Genomic DNA, 17,160 nt, shown 5'->3' on the forward strand with positions numbered 1-17,160 from the left:
CCGCATGACCGAATCGGACACGCGGGCCCTGGTCCGGCTCGAAGCGGACGGCGAGGCGGACGCCGAGGAGTTCGACCGCCTGGCCCGCCGGCTGCGTGCCGAGCTGGGCGAACTGGACGTCGACCTGCTGGCGGTCCCGGGCGAGCTCCCCCCGGGCGCGAAGGGCGCCGACCCGGTGACGATCGGCTCGCTGATGGTGGCGTTCAGCGCCGCCGGCGGCGTGTTCCCCGGGCTCGTCGAGACGCTGCGCGAGTGGCTGGGCCGCCAGGCGGGCCGCCACAAGATCAAGGTGACGATCGACGGCGACACGGTCGAACTGGAGCGAGCGACGACGGCGGAGCGCCAGCAGCTGATCGACGCCTTCGTCCAGCGGCACGGCTAGCCGCTATGTGTTGCTGATCACTCCAAATAGGACTCCACGGCACTCGCGGCGAAGGAAACCCCGCCATGGCCACGGATCTCCGCCTTCAGCTCCGCCAGCCGCGAAGCCACCGAAGCCGACGAAGACACCTCCTCGACCGCTTCCCGAAGCGAAGAAGCCGTCACCGAATCGGCCGGCAGATGCCGCCCCACTCCGAGGGCCTCCAGCTGGGCGGCGTTGCCGAACTGGTCCGCCGCCTGCGGAATCGCCACCGTCGGGACGCCGAACCACAGCGCTTCCGTTGCCCCGCCCATCCCGGCGTGCGTGATGAACGCCGACGCCGCTTCCAGCACCGCCAGTTGCGGGACGCTCTCGTGCACCTCCACCGAGTCGGGCAACGGCCCGAGTGCCGCCGGCGAGACGTGCTTCCCCAGCGAGATCACGACGTGCCAATCCGAAGCGAACGCCGAAACGCACGCCTGGTACACCGGAAGCTGGTCGTTGAACGCCGTCCCGAACGACACCAGCAGGACCCGCTGGCCCGACGCCGGCGGCGTCCACGACCGGTCGGCCAGCCGCGCCGGATCCAGGCAGGGCCCGACGAACCGGACGTGCGGACCCACCCGGCCGGCTTCCGGCTGCATCGCGCGCGGGATCAGCGACAGGACCCGCGCCGGGTGCCCGAGCCACTCCCAGGGATCGGCCTGGACGCCGTGGGAAGAAAGCCATCGCGACAACGTGGCCGCGTAGTCCACACCGGACGGTGACGTCTTGATCGGCTCCATCACCGAAGCCATGTCCTCGTCGTAGCCTTCCCACGCCACCAGCGTCGGCGACAGCTGGACCGCGGGCACGCCGTAGCGCGCGCCCAGCAACGGTGCGCCCAGCCCGCCGATGTCGTACAGCACCAGGTCCGGCCGGTCGGTGTCGAACCGGGCCGTCAGCAGCGGGTGGACGGCGATGGCTTCGTCGAGGAAGACGCGCATCGCGTCGGCCGGGTCGTCCGGCCACACCGCCGCCTCACCGAGCGGGAAGGTCGTCGGGTGCTCGACGACCTCGGCGCCCGTCGGCGCGACCAGTGAAGCCAGCGGCGCGCCGACGACGTAGGACACCCGGTGCCCGCGGCGGACCAGCTCGCCGATCACGCCCAGCGACGGGTAGATGTGGCTCGGCGCGGTGCAGCCGACCATGACGATGTGTTTGCGCAGCATGGTGCTCCTTCAAAACGAAGAAAGAACAGACGGCGCGCAGGTGAAGGGACCCTCCCGGTGGGCGGGGAGTCCGGCGGTCACGCCGTCTCAGACGAGGCGGATCCGGGTGAAGGCGATCATGAAACCGACCGTACGGGATCCCGGATCGGCCGCGCCACCCGATTTCCACCTTTCGTAGGGCATTCGCGGTCATGCCGCCCCGGCGGACCCCGGCCGGGACTAGGGTTCTCCCGCCCGAAGACGCAGGGGAAAGGGAGAAAACAGTGAGACGTGCCGCAATCGCCGCGGTGGCCGCCGCCGCGGTGGCGTCCGCGCTCGTGGCCGCCCCAGCCGCGACCGCCGCGCCTGCCGCCCCGGCGGCGATCGCCTGGGGACCGTGCACCGATCCCACGCTGGTCGCCGCCGGTGCCGAATGCGGGTACCTCGGCGTGCCGCTCGACTACCGCAGGCCGGCCGGGGAGCAGGTCCAGCTCGCCGTCAGCCGCGTCAAGCACAAGGTTCCCGACGCGCAGTACCAGGGCGTCATGCTGACGAACCCCGGTGGCCCCGGCGGTTCCGGCCTGCTGCTGGCCACCCGCGGCCCGCGCGTGCCCAACCACGCCGGTGACGCCTACGACTGGATCGGCTTCGACCCGCGCGGCGTCGGCGCCAGCAAGCCCGCGCTGAGCTGCGACCCGAACTACATGGACTACAACCGGCCGCAGTACGTGCCGTTCACCCCGCAGCTGGAGCGGACCTGGCTCGACCGGTCCAAGGGGTACGCCGAAGCCTGCGCGAAGAACAACTCGCGCGCGCTGCTGGAGAACATGAAGACGACCGACACGGTCAAGGACATGGACTCCATCCGCCAGGCGCTCGGCCAGAAGCAGCTGAACTTCTACGGCTACTCCTACGGCACCTACCTCGGCCAGGTGTACGGCTCGCTGTACCCGCGGAACGTCCGCCGGATGGTGCTCGACTCGACGGTCGACCCGCGCGAAGTCTGGTACGGCGCCAACCTCAACCAGGACGTCGCCTTCGACAAGAACATCCTCATCTGGTTCGGCTGGGTCGCCCAGCACGACGACGTCTACCACCTCGGCAAGACCCAGGCCGCCGTGCAGCGGGTCGTCAACGAGCAGCTGCTCAAGACGTCCTTCAACCCGGCCGGCGGCGTGATCGGGCCGGACGAGATCATCGACGTCATCCAGCAGGCCGGCTACTACCAGCTGCGCTGGACGCTGCTGGGCGACGCGCTGTCCCGGTTCGTCAACAAGGGTGACTGGCAGAACTGGAAGACGCTCTTCGAGGCCTTCGGCGGCCGTGGCGACGACAACGGCTACGCGGTGTACCTCGCCGTGCAGTGCACCGACGTCCAGTGGCCGCAGAGCTGGAACCAGTGGCAGCGCGACAACTGGCGGACCTTCGCCAAGGCGCCGTACTTCACCTGGCAGAACGCGTGGTTCAACGCGCCCTGCCTGTACTGGCCGGCGAAGGCCGGGAAGCCGGCCAAGGTCGACGGCCGGGGCGTCCAGAGCGTCCTGATGATCGACGAGACGCTCGACGCGGCGACGCCGTTCGAGGGCAGCCTCGAGGTCCGCAGCCGGTTCCCGGGTGCTTCGCTGATCTCGGAGCCGGGCGGCACCAGCCACGCGATCACCCCGCGCGGCAACGCCTGCGTCGACAACAAGATCGCGGACTACCTGGCGACGGGCGCGCTCCCGGCTCGCAAGCCGGGTCGCACGGCCGACGTCGAGTGCGCGCCGCTGCCGCAGCCGACGCCGCCGGCCCCGACGGCCGCCAAGTCCGACGTCGCGGCGACGCAGGGCGTGGTGGCCGGACGGTTTGCCGGCTGACCTGCGTAAACCCTGAGAAACGGGGTGCCGGGCACACTGCCCGGCACCCCGTTTCGTTATGGGCTCCGCGCGCTTTCCGACGCCGGGGGCTTTGAGTCCGCGTGGACTTTGTGTTACAAAGTGCACGGCAACTTTGCGATTCAAAGTCGAGGAAAGGAGGACGCCATGACTGGGGGACCGGCGTTCGCACTGCACGGCCTCACCAAGCGGTTCGGGCAGGTCACGGCGGTCGGCGGGGTGACCGTCGAGGTCGCGCGCGGCGAGGTCGTCGCGCTGCTCGGGCCGAACGGCGCGGGCAAGTCGACCACCGTCGACATGCTGCTCGGCCTGACCAAGCCGGACGCGGGGGAGGTCACCGTCGCCGGTGGCAGCCCGCGCGAAGCCGTCGACCGGGGGCTCGTCGGCGCGATGATGCAGAACGGCGCGCTGCTGCCGGACGCCACGGTTGGCGAGATCGTCGGCCTGATCGTTTCGACGCACGAGAAGCCGCTGCCCGCCGAAGAGGTGATCGCCCGGGCGGGCCTCGAAAAGCTCGTCAAACGCCGCTGCGGCAAGCTGTCCGGCGGCGAACGGCAGCGCGTCCGGTTCGCGCTCGCGCTGGCCGGCGACCCGCAGCTGCTCGTGCTCGACGAGCCGACCGCGGCGATGGACGTCGACGGCAGGCGCGCGTTCTGGGCGGCCATCCGCGAGTTCGCCGCCGGCGGCCGGACCGTGCTGTTCGCGACCCACTACCTGGCCGAGGCCGAGGACTACGCCGACCGGGTCGTGCTGATGCGCCACGGCGTCGTCGTCGCCGACGGCCCGGTCGCCGAGGTCCGGGCCGCGGTGTCCGGCCGGGTGCTCAAGGCCGCCGTCCCGGGCGCCACCGAAGCCGAACTGGCGCACCTGCCGGGCGTCACCGGCGTCCAGCTGCGCGGCGGCCGCGCCGAGCTGGCCTGCGCCGACTCGGACGCGGCGATCCGCGCCCTGCTCGCGGCGCACCCGGCCGCGTCCGACATCGAAATCACCGCGCTCGGCCTCGAAGAGGCCTTCCTGGCGCTGACCGCCGAGGAGGTCGCCGCGTGAACACGACATACCTGAGCCTGGAGATCAAGCGGATCGTCCGGAGCCCGCAGTTCACCATCTTCACCATCGGCATGCCACTGGCCATGTTCCTGCTGTTCGGGTCGATCTTCGGCAAGCTCGTGGCGCCGAACGGGCTGGCCTCGAACGTCCAGACCATGATCAACCTGGCCGCGTACGGCGCGAGCGGCGGCGCCCTGTTCACCGGGACGCGCGTGGCGCAGGAACGCACCGACGGCTGGCAGCGGCAGCTTCGGCTCACGCCGATGCGAGGCCCCGGCTACCTGGTCGTGAAGGTGCTCTCGGCGATGGCCGTGGCGCTGCCGGTCCTCGTGGTGCTCTTCCTCGCCGGGCTGGTGATGGGCGTCGAGATGACCGCCGCGCAGTGGTTCCTGGTGCTGGGGTCGCTGTGGCTGGGTGTGCTCCCGTTCGCCGTGCTGGGCCTGGCCATCGGCCTGTTCGGCAAGGGCGACACGGTCGGCGCGGTGACCGGCGCGCTGATGATGCCGCTGGGCATGCTCGGCGGCCTGTGGATCCCGCTCTACGTCCTCCCGGACTGGATGGCGGCCCTGGCGCACTTCTTCCCGACGTACTGGTTGGGGCGCGTCGGCCTGGAACCGCTGGCCCACGCCGGGGGAATGGGGTTCGCCGGGCTGGTGCTGCTGGGCTGGCTGGTCGTCCCCGCCCTGATCGTGGTGCGCCGGTTCCGGCTGGACACGGCCCGGCTGTGAATGCGTGTTAGCTTCCGTGCAGTTGAGGGAGTTGCACGGGAGAGGGCGAACCAGGTGGAAGACGAGCCGATGTCGGCCGAAGAGTCGCTGAACCTGATCGCCCAGCAGAACCGGCGGACGCGCCGGGAACTGGGCGGGGGCCCGGCGCGGATGCTCGCCGCCTGGGCCTTCGCCTGGATCGTCGGGTGGGGCTTCACCTACGTGACGGTGCAGCCGGGCGTCGCGATCCCCGGCTGGGTCGCCGGCGCCATCGTCGTTCCGCTGCTGTTCCTCGGCGCGATGGCTTACACGGCCTACGTCAACATCCGCGCCGGCCGGGGGATCCGCGGGCCGACCCGCACGGTCGGCGCGATGTACGGCTACGGGTGGTCGCTCTCCTCGATCGGGCTGATGGTCATCGACATCCGGATCACCCAGTTCCAGGCGCTCTCTTCGGACCAGGTGTCCCTGCTGTGGTCGGGCACCTGGCTGCTGCTCACCGGCGTCATGTACCTGGCCGGCGGCATGGTGTGGCAGGACAAGCTCATGTACGGCCTCGGCGCGTGGATGATCGTGTCGGCCGCGCTGAGCGTGCTCGTGGGCTATCCGCACAACTTCCTGGTGCTGACCGTCTGTGGTGGCGGCGGGTTTCTGCTCGGCGCGACCATCTACTTCGTCCGCGAGAAGTCCGGCCGATGAACGAACTGCCGCAGCTCGACCCGGTCATCCACGCCCAGGCGCGGCTGCGGGTCACCGTCGCCCTCGCCGGCCTGCGCTCGGGCGACCAGATCACCTTCCCGCGGCTGCAGCAGCTCCTGGACATGACGGCGGGCAACCTTTCGACGCACCTGCGCAAGCTCGAGGACGCCGAGTACGTCGAGATCACCAAGGCCTACGAGCACCGCACGCCGGTCACCCTGGTCCGGCTGACCGCGGCCGGCCGGGCGGCGTTCGAGAGCTACACCAAGGCGCTGCACCAGCTGCTGGACGCCACCGGCGGGGACTGACGTGGGCCGCTGGGTGATCCACCTCGACCTGGACGCCTTCTACGCGTCGGCCGAGCAGCTCACCCGTCCGACGCTGGCCGGGCGCCCGGTGCTCGTCGGCGGCCTCGGCCCGCGCGGCGTCGTCGCCGGCGCCAGCTACGAATCGCGGGCGTTCGGCATCAAGTCGGCGATGCCGATGGCCCAGGCGCGGCGGCTGCTGCCCGCGAACGGCGTGATCGTGCCGCCGCGGTTCCGCGTCTACGAGCGGCTCAGCCAGGAGGTCTTCGCCGTCGTCACCGAGGTGGCGCCGGTGCTGGAGAAGATCTCCCTCGACGAAGCCTTCGCCGAACCGCCGTCGCTGCTCGGCGCGTCCTTCGACGCGGTGACGGAGTTCTGCGCGCGGCTGCGGGCCCGGATCCGGGCGGAAACCGGCCTGGTGGCGTCGATCGGCGCGGGCAACGGCAAGCAGATCGCGAAGATCGCCTCCGACGAGGCCAAACCGGACGGGCTGCTGGTGGTGCCGCAGGGCACCGAACGGGAGTTCCTCGCCCCGCTGCCGGTGCGCGCGCTGTGGGGCATCGGCCCGGTCGCCGAGGGCAAGCTGCGGTTCATCGGCGTCCAGACGCTCGGGCAGCTGGCGGCACTGTCCGAACAGGACGCCGTGGCCACGCTCGGCGGCGTGGTCGGCCGCGACCTGCGGCGGCTCGCGACCGGCGCCGACGACCGCCCGGTGGCCGGCCGCGCCGAGACCAAGCAGGTCAGCGCCGAGACGACGTTCGACACCGACATCAAGGACTTGCCGGCGTTGCGGGCGGAGGTCCGCCGGATCGCGGTGGGCGCGCACCAGCGGCTGCTCAAGGCCGGCCGGGTGGCCCGGACGGTGGTGATCAAGCTGCGGCACACGGACATGCACACGGTCACCCGTTCGGAGACGATCTCCGCGCCCACGGACGACCTGGCCGAGCTGGCGGCGACGGCGGAGCGGCTCCTGATCGACCCGGCGGAGTTCGGCGGCATCCGGCTGGCGGGCGTCGCCTACAGCGGACTGTCGGTGCCCCACCAGGACGCGTTGTTCACCCTGGCCGCGCCCTCGGCGCCGTCGACGGTGGTGTCCACCGCCCCGGCGCCGGCCGCCGCCCCGCCGTCGGAGTGGCGCCAGGGCGACGACGTGGTCCACGAGGAGTTCGGCACGGGCTGGGTCCAGGGCGCGGGCCACGGCCGGGTGACGGTCCGCTTCGAGCACCGGTCGTCGGGACCCGGCATCGCGCGAACGTTCCCCCAGTCGGACCCGGCCCTGACCCGCGGCGACCCCGGCGACTGCCTACGCTGAAGTGCCACATCATGGGGGCATTTGGCCCTAGGGTGCCGAGCAGCCCTGCAGCTTCGCCACCTGCTGGCCCGCCAGCAGGAACGCGCCGACGCCGTACGCGGCGGTGTCCGTCGCCTTCGCCGTCGCCGGGCGGTCGCCGACCGGCTGGACGTATCCCACCTTGCCGTCGGACTGCAGGGCCTTCGTCGACAGCGCCGCCCACGCCTTGTCGACCACCGGGCGGAAGCGGGCCGCGTCGAGGACGCCCGCGGTGATGCCCCAGCCGAGGCCGAACGCGAAGAACGCCGTGCCGCTGGACTCCGGGCCGCCGTGGTCCCACGGGTTGAGCAGGTCGGAGCTCCAGAAGCCGTCACGGCGCTGGACCAAAGCCAGCGTGGCCGCCATCTTCTTGTACACGCGCAGGTACTCCGGCCGCCGCGGGTCGTCGGTCGGCAGCACCTGGAGCACCTTCGTCAACGCCGCCAGGGCCCAGCCGTTGCCGCGCGACCAGAACACGCCCGATCCCTTGAACCGCGCGTCGCGGTACCACAGGCCGGTGAACTCGTTGAACAGCTTGCGTTCCGACGACCGGAAGAGCTGGTCCATGGCGTCCAGATAGGACGGATCGTGGTCGATCAGGCTCATCCGGGCGAACGACGGCATCGCCATGTTCAGCGCGTCGACGTAGTTCCAGTAATCGCGGTGGCCGGCCTGCACCGAAGCCACCTCGGCCTTGATCCGGGTGCGGATCGAGTCGAGCGGGATCTCCGGGTGGAAATAGGTGTAGAGGTCGAGGTACGCCTCGCCGGCGGCCTGGTTGTCCGGGAAGAACGGCCGCTTCGGGTCCTCCGGCAGCAGGTACTTGTTGGCCTGCGCCCAGGGGTAGGTCTTGTGGTTGGACTGGCCGGTGGTCCGGACCAGGGCCAGGTTGCCGACGTGGAACGTCGCGTTCTGCCAGTCCGGCGCGTCGAGGTTCGTCCCGTTGGCGACCCAGTAGTTGCCCGCGGCCACCATTTCGTCCGAAACGGCGCAGGTCGCGGCGGTCGCCACCGGGGCGGTGAAGAGACTGCCCGCCACCGCCGTGGCCGCGAGCACGCCGAAGCCGCGAATTCCCGGGAAACGCATGAAAGCGTCCTCCTCAGCTCATGGCGGCGGTCATCCGCAGCGAGTGAAGCGCGTCCCGGTAACCGTGTCAAGGTACCGATCAGCGGTACGCCGCAACGGTTTCCAGCAATCGGCGGCACGCGGATTCGGCGCCGTCGGCGTTCTTCGCCAGCACCAGCGTCAGCACCCGGGAATGCGCCACGAGCTCCATCGGCTCGCCGTGCGCCTTCAGCGCGGCGACCACGGGCACCTGCAGCTGCGCGATCAGCGTGTTCCCCGACGCCCGGAGCAGCGCCGCGTGGAACCGCGAATCGGCGTCCCGGAACGCTTCGCCGTCGCCACGCTCGACCGCGTCGGCCATCTGCGCGTAGGCCGACGCCATCGCCGAAAGCTCGTCGGGACGCCGGTGCCGCGCCGCGATCCGCGCCGCCTGCGGTTCGATGGCCAGCCGCAGTTCCAGCAGCTCGCGCAGGTGCTCGCGGCCGCCGGGGCCGCCGACGCGCCAGGCGATGACGTCCGGGTCGATTGCGTCCCACGCCTCGGGCGGCAGCGTCCAGGTCCCGACCCGCGGCCGCGCGGTGACCATGCCCTTGGATTCGAGCACGCGCAACGCTTCGCGCACCACCGTGCGGGACGCGGAGAACCGGCGGCCGAGCTCCTCGGGGACGAGCGGCTGCCCGTCCCCGAGGACGCCTTCGACGATCAGCCGGCCCAGTTCGTCGACGATGCGTGCATGGAGGTTCCGCACCGCTACTCGGGCAGGCCGACGCGCCGTTCCCCGCTGCGCAGCTGCTGCAGCACGACCGCGATCACCAGCAGGGCACCGTGGGCGACGTTCTGCCAGAACGGGTTGATGCCCAGCCCGGACATGCCGTTGTCGAGCACGCCCAGGATGACCACCGCGAGCACGGTCGAAATGATCGACCCGCGCCCGCCCTTGAGCATCGTGCCGCCGAGCGCGGCGCCGGTGACGGCCTGCAGCTCCAGGCCCTCGGACCCGGACGTCGGCTGGCCGGACCCGGTGCGGGCGGTGATCAGCACGCCGGCGATCGCCGCGACCACGCCGACGAGGGCGTACACGCCGATGATGTACCGGTTGATGTTGATGCCGGCCAGCCGGGCGGCGGTGTCGTTGCCGCCGATGGCGTAGACGTTGCGGCCGATGTCGGTGTACTTGAGCAGGAAGTGCAGCAGCGCCGCGACGATCAGGAACACCCACACCAGCGACGGCAGGCCCGCGATCGCCCCCTTGGCCAGGAAGATGAACAGGTCGTCGCCGCCGGTGTAGCCCTGGGCCTTGCCGTTCGAGATGACCTGCGCGATGCCCTTGTAGGTGGCGAGCATGGCCAGCGTCGCGACCACCGGGTTGACCCGGCCGAAGATGATGATCATGCCGTTGACCAGGCCGCACAGGATGCCGACGCCGACCGCGGCGAGGATGCCGACCTCGGCGTTGCCGGTCGAGGTGAACACCATCGCCGAGATGACCGAGGCGAGCCCGGCCATCGAGCCGACCGAGATGTCCAGCGCGCCCAGGATGATCACCAGGGTCTGCACCAGCGCGAGCAGTCCCATGATGGTGATCGCGCTGCCGATCAGCAGCAGGTTGTTGGTGCGGAAGAAGTTTTCGTTCAGCACGCTCAGCAGGATCACCAGCGCGATCAGCGTGATGATCAGGCTCGAGTTCTGCACGCCGATGCCGGTCAGCACGCGGCGCGCGGCGCTCGGCTGCGGCGGGGCGGTGGGGGCTGACGTTTCCTTGGTGGGGGTGCTCATGCGCCGATCTCCTGGGCGTCGTCCACGGCTGGTTCGGTTTCGGGGATGGCGAGGGTCAGCACGGCTTCCTCGGTCGCGTCTTCGCGGCTGATCTCGCCCGCGAGCCGCCCGGCCCGCATGACGAGGATGCGGTCGGCCAGCGTCAGCACCTCGGGCAGGTCGGAGGAGATGACCAGCAGCGCGATGCCTTCGGCGGCGAGGCCGTCGATGATCCGGTAGATCTCGGCCTTCGCGCCGACGTCCACCCCGCGCGTCGGCTCGTCGAGGATCAGCAGCTTCGGCCGCCGCGCGAGCCACCGCGCGAGGACGGCCTTCTGCTGGTTGCCGCCGGAAAGCTTGCGGACTTCCTGCTCCATCGACGGCGTCCGCACGCGAAGCTCGCGTACGTACTCCTCGACGAGCGCGCGTTCCTTCGCCCGCTTCACGACCCGGAAGCGGCGAAGCCGGTCCAGGACGGCGATGGAGACGTTGTCGCGTACGGACCGCTGCATGAGCAACGCGTCCGTCTTGCGCTCTTCGGGCGCGAAGCCGATGCCCGCTTTGACGGCGTCACCCGGGTTGTGCGCGCGCAGCCGTTTGCCGGCGAGCTCCACGGTCCCGGACCGGATCGGCAGGTCGCCGACGATCGCGCGGGCCAGCTCGGAGCGTCCCGCGCCGACCAGCCCGGCCAGGCAGACGACCTCGCCCGCCCGGACCTGCAGCGAGATGCCGGTGACGTCGTCGGTCGTGACGTCGGCCAGCTTCAGGACCACGTCGCCGGTGTCCTGGGTGACGCGGCGTTCCAGCGCCGACAGGTCGCGGCCGATCATCATCCGGACCAGGCCGGCTTCGTCGGTCTCCGCGGCCTGCTGAACGCCGACGAGCTTCCCGTCGCGCAGCACCGCGACGCGGTCGGCGAGCTGGAAGATCTCCTTCATCCGGTGCGAGACGTAGACGACCGCGACGCCGCTGTCGCGCAGCCGCCCGATCAGCCGGAACAGCGCCTCGACTTCGTGCTCCGACAGCGACGACGTCGGTTCGTCGAACGCGATCACCTTCGGCGGGGTGGCCGCGGTGAGGACCCGGAGGATCTCGACGATCTGCCGCTGCGCGGCCGACAACGCGACACCCAGCGTCGCCGGGTGGAGCACGCCTTCGAAGCCGTACTCGGCGAGCGCGTCCTGGGTGGCCTTGGTGAGCGTGCGGCGGCTGAACACCCGGGCCTTCGCGGGCAGTTCGCCGACGAAGACGTTCTCCGCCACGGAAACGTGCGGAATGATCTCGGGTTCCTGGTAGATCACGCGCACCCCGGCGGCCATCGCCGCGCGCGGGGTGTCGAACGTGACCTCGGTGCCGTCCAGGAGCAGCCGGCCCTCGTCCGGGCCCTGGTCACCGGACAGCACGCGCAGGAGCGTCGACTTGCCGGCGCCGTTCTCGCCCATCAGGGCCAGGACTTCGCCGGAGCGGAACTCCAGCGAGACGTCGTCGAGGGCGGTGACACCGGAGAAACGCTTGCCGATGCCTGCGACGGCGAGTGCGGGAGAAGAGCTGGACATGGTCGCCTTCCGTACGGCGGTCGTGAGTGGTAAGGCGGGTTAGAACCCGCCTTACCACTCACGAGGGAGTGGGTCAGGTGCAGTTGACGCCGGCCTGCTTGTAGTTGTCCTTGTTGACGATCGTGGTCTTGGCGATCGTCTCCGCCGGCAGCTCCTTGCCGTTCTTCACCTTGTCGACCAGCACCTGGATCGCCGAGCGGCCGACCTCGGCGCCGGAGATGTAGAGCGCGGCCTTGTTGCCGGTGTCCTTGCCCGCGGCCCAGTCCTTGCAGGTGAGGTACGCGCCGAGCCCGACGCCGATGATGTTGTTCGCCTGGACGCCGGAGTTGGCCAGCGCGGTCACGACGCCGGTTTCGTTCTCGTCGTTGCAGCCCCACACGACCCAGTGCTTGACGCCCGGGTTGGAGCCGATCACCGCGCCGGATTTGTTCTGCGCGTCGACCGGGGAGTTGTCGGTGCCGACTTCGATCACCGGGACGTCCGCGCCCGCGGCCTTGGCGAACGCCGTCTTGGCGGCGTTGACGCGGTCGGTGCAGACGGTGAGGTCCTGCTTGTAGGCGCTGATGATCTTCGTGTCGGCGGGTGCCCAGCCGGCGGCCTTGAAGAGCTTGCCCGCCTCGGTGCCGACCGAGTCGCCCATCTGGCTGCCGTTGAAGCCGACGAACGGGGCCTTGGCGCCGGTGCCGTCCTTGATGACGTCGTCGGAGGCGATGAGCGGGATGCCCGCGCTCTTGGCCTTGTCGATCACCTGCGGGCCGATCGCCTGGTCCGGGACGACGATGGCGACGCCGTTGGCGCCCTGCGCGACCGCGGCGTCCAGTTCGGTGATCGCCTTGTTGGCGTCCTGGCCGAGGTTGACGACCTTGAGCTCGACGCCGAGCTCCTTGGCCTTCTCCTGCGCGCCCTGCGCCTGCTCGACGAAGTACTGCTGGTCGCCCTGTTTCTGCAGGTAGTACAGGGTGACCTTGCCGTTCGTGGGCGCCTGCTGCTGCGGTGCCGCGGTGTCTTTGCCCGAAGAGCAGGAGGCCAGCAGAGCGCCGGAAATCAAACAACAACCAACAACGCTCCAGGTACGAAACCTGTGCGGGTATGTGGACATCGAGTGCTCCCATGAGGGCCGAGGTCGGGTGGGTCTGGTCGAGTTCGCGAAGTGACTCGTATTACAAAACACCCGTTCGAGGAGCGTCAAGGCGCAGTTAGCGGAGTGAGACCTACTCTACGTAGTTTCTTGATCACCTGCATGGGGGTGATTTATCGTATTTTTTCTGCTCTGGGCTGCGCGTTGTCCGGTTTTGTCTCGTGGCGATGTTCTGATCGGTGTTGTCGACTGTGGTGGAAGTTTCACGCGACCGGGCAGGCCGTCTCTGCCGGATATGCCCGGCTGGCAGGATGGCCGGACCACGTTAGGGGGACCGATGACGAAGCACCGCGTCGCCGCGCTCGCCGGGGTTGCGCTCCTGGCCGCGGCCTGCAGCGGCCCGCCGCCGCGGCAGGGGCCGGCACCCACGCCCTTTCCGGAGACGGCCGCTTCTTCGGCGGGAGCCGCCGCCCCCGAGGGTTCGTTCAGCGTCGTCGCCACCGGGGACGTCCTGATCCACCCGGCGCTGACCGAGCAGGCCGAGGCCGACGGCGGCGGGAAGATCGACTACCGGCCGCTGCTGGCCGGGATCAAGCCGCTGATTTCCGGCGCCGACCTCGGCATCTGCCACCTCGAGACGCCGCTGGCGCCGGAGGGCGGCCCGTACAGCGGGTACCCGTCGTTCAGCGCGCCGCCGGAGATCGCCGACGCGATCAAGGACACCGGCTACGACACCTGCTCGACGTCGTCCAACCACACGATCGACCAGGGCGCCGAGGGCGTCACCCGGACCCTGGACAAGCTCGACGACGTCGGCGTCAAGCACACCGGCTCGGCGCGGTCGGCCGCCGAGGCCGCGAAGCCGCTGATCCTCGACGTCCACGGCGTCAAGGTCGCCCAGGTGTCGTACGCGTTCGGCTTCAACGGCATCAAGGTGCCCGCCGGGAAACCGTGGCTGGCCAACCAGATCGACGTCGACGACGTGCTGGCGGCGGCCCGGAAGGCCCGCCAGGCCGGGGCGCAGGTCGTGATCGCGAGCCTGCACTGGGGCGTCGAGTACCAGCACGACCCGACGGCCGAACAGCGGTCGCAGGCCAAGAAGATCCTGGCGTCGGACGACGTCGACCTGATCGTCGGCCACCACGCCCACGTGGTCCAGCCGTTCGAGAAGATCGGCGGCAAGTGGGTGGCCTACGGGCTGGGCAACAGCGTCGCCCGCCACTCCGAGCCGCGCGGGGACACCGAGGAAGGCGCGGCAGCCCGCTTCCGCTTCGTCCGCGACGGCGACCGCTGGAAGGTCGACAAGGCCGAGTACATCCCGACCCTGATCAAACTGGACGCCCCCATCCGCCTGATCGACTTGTCGACATCGCCCGCGTCCCCGCAGGTCACCAAGGCCCTCCAGGACACGGACAAGAACATCCTGAGCCTGGGGGCAGACAAATCCGGCCTGACCCGCCCCACCAGGTAAGGGCCATCAAGCGTGCCCCCAGGGTCGACACGCGTGATCCAGGGGTCGACACGCGTGATGGAGGAGTCGACACGCGTGATTGAAGGGTCGACACGGCAGTACCGGACCTGCCGCCGTGTCGACCCCCTGATCACGCGTGTCGACCCTCCAATCACGTGAGTTGGCGTTCTGATCACGCGAGTTGGCGCTTCAAGCACGGGTTCAGTGGGTGCGGGTGGTGATCAGGCGGGCCAGGGAGGCGAGTTCGGCGGTGGCGCGGGTGGGCTGGCCGGTCGCGGTGAGGTCGCGCAAGGCCTTGGCCAGCAACGCCTCCGCCTGGGCCTGGCTCCACTGTCGTCCGCCCGCGGCCTCGACGAGGGAAGCCGCGCGGGCCAGCGCGGGCTGGTCCAAGGGCTCGTGCCCGGCGTAGAGCTTGGCGAGGTCCGCGCCGGCGGGCGTGCCCGAACACAGGGCCGTCACCACCGGCAGGGACTTCTTGCGGTTCTGGAGGTCCGAGTACACCGGCTTGCCGGTGACGACCGGGTCGCCCCAGATGCCGAGCAGGTCGTCGACGTGCTGGAACGCCAGGCCCACCGCCCGGCCGAACGCGCCGAAGCGATCCGCGCCGGGCGTTCCGAAGGCCGCCCCGAGCGTGCAGGCCGCGCCCAGCAGGGCCGCCGTCTTGCCCTCCGCCATCCGGACGCACTCGCCGGGGGTGACGTCGTCGCGTTGCTCGAAGTCCAGGTCCGCGGCCTGTCCCTCGAGCAGGGCCAGTGTCGCCGCCGACAGCACCTTCGCGTTCGCCGCCCCGCTCGGTGCCAGCACCTCGAACGCCAGGCTCAGCAACGCGTCCCCGGCCAGCACCGCCGGCCCGGTGCCGAACACCGTCCACGCCGTCGCGCGGTGCCGCCGGGTGGTGTCGCCGTCCATGATGTCGTCGTGCAGCAGCGAAAAGTTGTGCACCAGCTCGACCGCGACGGCGGCGGGCACGGCGTCGGCCGCCTCCCCGCCCGCGGCTTCCGCGCACAGCAGCACCAACGCCGGCCGCAGCGCCTTGCCGCCGTCGGTGGCCGCCGGCCGGCCGTCGGCGTCCTGCCAGCCGAAGTGGTAGGCGGCGATCCGCCGCATCGTCTCGGGTAGCCGCTCGGCGGCCGCCCGCAGTGCCGGGTCGACGAGCCCCTTGCTCCACGCGAGGACGTCGGCGAGCGGACGGGCCGCGGTGCGCGTGTTCATGGTCGTCATCAGCGACCGACCTGGACGTCGTCGAGGGCGCCGAGGGCGTCGGGGACGAGGACGGCGGCGGAGTGGTAGGCGCTGACGAGGTAGGAGGTGATGGCGTGGTCGTCGGTGTTCATCTGTCGGACGTTGAGTCCGGGCTGGTATTCGTCCGGCAGTGACTTGGGGCGGAGGCCGATGACGCCGGCGTCGTCTTCGCCGGTGCGCATGGCGAGGATTGAGGTGGTGCCGGTGGCGCTGATCGGGATTTTGTCGCAGGGCAGGATCGGGACGCCGCGCCAGGCGGTGACGGGTTTGCCGTCGAGCAGGATGGTGTCGGGGTAGATCCGGCGGCTGGTGCATTCCCGGCCGAACGCGGCGATGGCTTGGGGGTGGGCGAGGAAGAAGCGGGTTTTGCGGCGGCGGCAGAGCAGGTCGTCGAGGTCGAGGGGGGTGGGTGGGCCGGTGCGGGTGGGGATGCGTTGTTTGAGGTCGGTGTTGTGCAGCAGCCCGAAGTCGGTGTTGTTGATCAGTTCGTGTTCTTGGCGTTCCCGCAACGCTTCCACGGTGAGCCGGAGTTGTTGTTCGAGCTGGTTCATGGGCTGGTTGTAGAGGTCGGTGACCCGGTTGTGGACCCGCAGGACGGTTTGGGCGACGGCGAGGTCGTATTCGCGGGGTGAGGGGTCGTAGTCGACGTAGGTGCCGGGGAGCAGGGGTTCGCCGTCGTGGCCGGCGGCGAGGTCGATCGCGGCTTCGCCTTTGGCGTTCTGGGGTTTGTGTGGCTGTGCGAGGGCTTCGGTGACGTGGGTGCGCAGGGATTCGGTGCGGCCGTTGAGGCGGGCGTAGGCGGCGGCGGGCAGGACGAGGGCGATGACGCGGGTGGCGGCGCGGGCGGTGTAGGTCCAGGTGCCGGGGTCGGGGCCGAGGAGTTCTTCGCCGAAGTGGTCGCCGTCGGTGGCGGTGCCGAGGTGGAGTTCGTCGCCGTAGGGGCCGGTGGCGTGGCGGGTGATTTTGCCGTGGGCGAGGAGGAACAGGGTGTCCAGTGGTGCGCCGGCTTCGACGAGGGTGTCGCCGGGTTCGTATTCGCGTTGCTCGAACGCGTCCGCTAACGCTCCGAGGGCGGTTTCGTCGCCGAAGTTGCGCAGCAGGGCGAGTTCGGTGAGTTCGGCGGGGACGACGTGGACGCGGGCGCCGGTGGTGTAGAAGGAGAGTTTGCCGTCGCCGAGGGTGTAGGTGAGGCGCCGGTTGACCCGGTAGGACCCGGCGGGGACTTCGACCCAGGGGAGTTGGGAGAGGAGCCAGCGGGTGGTGATGCCGCGCATCTGCGGCAGTGTTTTGGTGGTGGTGGTCAGGGTCCGTGCCGCACGGACACTCAGCGACAGCTGCACCGACGCCGTTTCCTCGGTGACGGTCACGGAGTTTCCCGGCCGATCTCGGCGCTTTCGAGGACGGCGAGGGCGTCGGGGACGAGGACGGCGGCGGAGTAGTAGGCGGAGACGAGGTAGGAGATGATGGCTTGTTCGTTGAT

At 70.4% G+C, this 17,160-nt stretch carries 16 protein-coding genes and 1 pseudogene; 8 read left to right on the plus strand and 9 right to left on the minus strand.

Annotated features, from left to right (window positions below; genetic code table 11):
- Positions 1-4: 4 nt before the first annotated feature.
- On the plus strand, positions 5-382 hold the full coding sequence (locus tag AB0M30_RS35600) for a hypothetical protein (protein ID WP_364593226.1): 378 nt from the start codon (positions 5-7) through the stop codon (positions 380-382).
- Positions 383-399: 17 nt separating this feature from the next.
- Here AB0M30_RS35600 and AB0M30_RS35605 read toward each other — a convergent pair whose 3' ends face one another.
- Positions 400-1,572, minus strand: coding sequence for a macrolide family glycosyltransferase (locus AB0M30_RS35605; protein WP_364593229.1), 1,173 nt, complete (start codon positions 1,570-1,572; stop codon positions 400-402).
- A 263-nt stretch (positions 1,573-1,835) separates the two neighbouring features.
- Here AB0M30_RS35605 and AB0M30_RS35610 point away from each other — a divergent pair, with 263 nt between their 5' ends.
- From AB0M30_RS35610 to AB0M30_RS35635, 6 genes are all read left to right on the plus strand, one after another.
- A complete protein-coding gene (locus AB0M30_RS35610; protein WP_364593232.1) occupies positions 1,836-3,407 on the plus strand; it encodes an alpha/beta hydrolase in 1,572 nt (523 codons plus the stop codon).
- A gap of 165 nt (positions 3,408-3,572) precedes the next feature.
- Positions 3,573-4,472 carry an ABC transporter ATP-binding protein gene (locus AB0M30_RS35615; RefSeq protein WP_103335620.1) on the plus strand — a complete coding sequence of 300 codons (900 nt, stop codon included), beginning with the start codon at positions 3,573-3,575 and terminating at the stop codon, positions 4,470-4,472.
- A complete protein-coding gene (locus AB0M30_RS35620) occupies positions 4,469-5,200 on the plus strand; it encodes an ABC transporter permease (RefSeq protein ID WP_364593235.1) in 732 nt (243 codons plus the stop codon). Before AB0M30_RS35615 ends, AB0M30_RS35620 begins: the two co-directional genes overlap by 4 nt.
- Before the next feature lie 54 nt (positions 5,201-5,254).
- Positions 5,255-5,878, plus strand: coding sequence for a hypothetical protein (locus AB0M30_RS35625; protein ID WP_364593238.1), 624 nt, complete (start codon positions 5,255-5,257; stop codon positions 5,876-5,878).
- A complete protein-coding gene (locus AB0M30_RS35630) occupies positions 5,875-6,186 on the plus strand; it encodes a transcriptional regulator (RefSeq protein ID WP_364593241.1) in 312 nt (103 codons plus the stop codon). Before AB0M30_RS35625 ends, AB0M30_RS35630 begins: the two co-directional genes overlap by 4 nt.
- Before the next feature lies 1 nt (position 6,187).
- Positions 6,188-7,495 (plus strand): DNA polymerase IV, encoded by a 1,308-nt coding sequence (locus AB0M30_RS35635; protein WP_364593243.1) that lies wholly within the window; start codon positions 6,188-6,190, stop codon positions 7,493-7,495.
- A gap of 27 nt (positions 7,496-7,522) precedes the next feature.
- Here the strand turns inward: AB0M30_RS35635 and AB0M30_RS35640 are convergent, their stop codons facing one another.
- From AB0M30_RS35640 to AB0M30_RS35660, 5 genes are all read right to left on the minus strand, one after another.
- The gene (locus AB0M30_RS35640; protein WP_364593246.1) at positions 7,523-8,599 is read right to left on the minus strand and encodes a glycoside hydrolase family 88 protein; all 1,077 of its coding nucleotides are present in this window, start codon (positions 8,597-8,599) and stop codon (positions 7,523-7,525) included.
- Between the two features lie 79 nt (positions 8,600-8,678).
- Positions 8,679-9,326, minus strand: coding sequence for an FCD domain-containing protein (locus tag AB0M30_RS35645; RefSeq protein ID WP_103335629.1), 648 nt, complete (start codon positions 9,324-9,326; stop codon positions 8,679-8,681).
- Positions 9,327-9,328: 2 nt separating this feature from the next.
- The gene (locus tag AB0M30_RS35650) at positions 9,329-10,354 is read right to left on the minus strand and encodes an ABC transporter permease (protein WP_364593249.1); all 1,026 of its coding nucleotides are present in this window, start codon (positions 10,352-10,354) and stop codon (positions 9,329-9,331) included.
- Entirely contained in the window at positions 10,351-11,889 is a 1,539-nt protein-coding gene (locus AB0M30_RS35655; protein ID WP_364593252.1) for a sugar ABC transporter ATP-binding protein, read from the minus strand. The genes AB0M30_RS35650 and AB0M30_RS35655 overlap by 4 nt, the downstream gene beginning before the upstream one ends.
- A gap of 73 nt (positions 11,890-11,962) precedes the next feature.
- Positions 11,963-12,937 carry a substrate-binding domain-containing protein gene (locus AB0M30_RS35660; protein WP_364593255.1) on the minus strand — a complete coding sequence of 325 codons (975 nt, stop codon included), beginning with the start codon at positions 12,935-12,937 and terminating at the stop codon, positions 11,963-11,965.
- A gap of 367 nt (positions 12,938-13,304) precedes the next feature.
- Here AB0M30_RS35660 and AB0M30_RS35665 point away from each other — a divergent pair, with 367 nt between their 5' ends.
- Positions 13,305-14,438, plus strand: a complete 1,134-nt coding sequence (locus AB0M30_RS35665) for a CapA family protein (RefSeq protein ID WP_364593258.1) — start codon at positions 13,305-13,307, stop codon at positions 14,436-14,438.
- Positions 14,439-14,639: 201 nt separating this feature from the next.
- Here the strand turns inward: AB0M30_RS35665 and AB0M30_RS35670 are convergent, their stop codons facing one another.
- The 3 genes and pseudogenes from AB0M30_RS35670 to AB0M30_RS35680 all read right to left on the minus strand — a co-directional run.
- Complete coding sequence (locus AB0M30_RS35670; protein WP_364593261.1) at positions 14,640-15,659, minus strand: family 2 encapsulin nanocompartment cargo protein polyprenyl transferase; 1,020 nt, start codon at positions 15,657-15,659, stop codon at positions 14,640-14,642.
- Positions 15,659-17,047, minus strand: a complete 1,389-nt coding sequence (locus AB0M30_RS35675) for a family 2B encapsulin nanocompartment shell protein (RefSeq protein WP_364593264.1) — start codon at positions 17,045-17,047, stop codon at positions 15,659-15,661. The genes AB0M30_RS35670 and AB0M30_RS35675 overlap by 1 nt, the downstream gene beginning before the upstream one ends.
- Positions 17,044-17,160 (minus strand): annotated as a pseudogene (locus AB0M30_RS35680) (hypothetical protein); the annotation flags it as partial. The gene AB0M30_RS35675 and the pseudogene AB0M30_RS35680, both read right to left, overlap by 4 nt.

It is taken from the genome of Amycolatopsis sp. NPDC051716 (assembly GCF_040681595.1).
Classification (GTDB): domain Bacteria; phylum Actinomycetota; class Actinomycetes; order Mycobacteriales; family Pseudonocardiaceae; genus Amycolatopsis.

What these genes read in the sequence shown, in the direction of transcription:
- AB0M30_RS35600 (WP_364593226.1), top strand. Translation starts at nt 5, where the DNA reads ATGACCGAATCGGACACGCGGGCCCTGGTCCGGCTCGAAGCGGACGGC.
- AB0M30_RS35605 (WP_364593229.1), bottom strand. Translation starts at nt 1,572, where the DNA reads ATGCTGCGCAAACACATCGTCATGGTCGGCTGCACCGCGCCGAGCCAC.
- AB0M30_RS35650 (WP_364593249.1), bottom strand. Translation starts at nt 10,354, where the DNA reads ATGAGCACCCCCACCAAGGAAACGTCAGCCCCCACCGCCCCGCCGCAG.
- AB0M30_RS35615 (WP_103335620.1), top strand. Translation starts at nt 3,573, where the DNA reads ATGACTGGGGGACCGGCGTTCGCACTGCACGGCCTCACCAAGCGGTTC.
- AB0M30_RS35670 (WP_364593261.1), bottom strand. Translation starts at nt 15,659, where the DNA reads ATGACGACCATGAACACGCGCACCGCGGCCCGTCCGCTCGCCGACGTC.
- AB0M30_RS35640 (WP_364593246.1), bottom strand. Translation starts at nt 8,599, where the DNA reads ATGCGTTTCCCGGGAATTCGCGGCTTCGGCGTGCTCGCGGCCACGGCG.
- AB0M30_RS35665 (WP_364593258.1), top strand. Translation starts at nt 13,305, where the DNA reads ATGACGAAGCACCGCGTCGCCGCGCTCGCCGGGGTTGCGCTCCTGGCC.
- AB0M30_RS35655 (WP_364593252.1), bottom strand. Translation starts at nt 11,889, where the DNA reads ATGTCCAGCTCTTCTCCCGCACTCGCCGTCGCAGGCATCGGCAAGCGT.
- AB0M30_RS35630 (WP_364593241.1), top strand. Translation starts at nt 5,875, where the DNA reads ATGAACGAACTGCCGCAGCTCGACCCGGTCATCCACGCCCAGGCGCGG.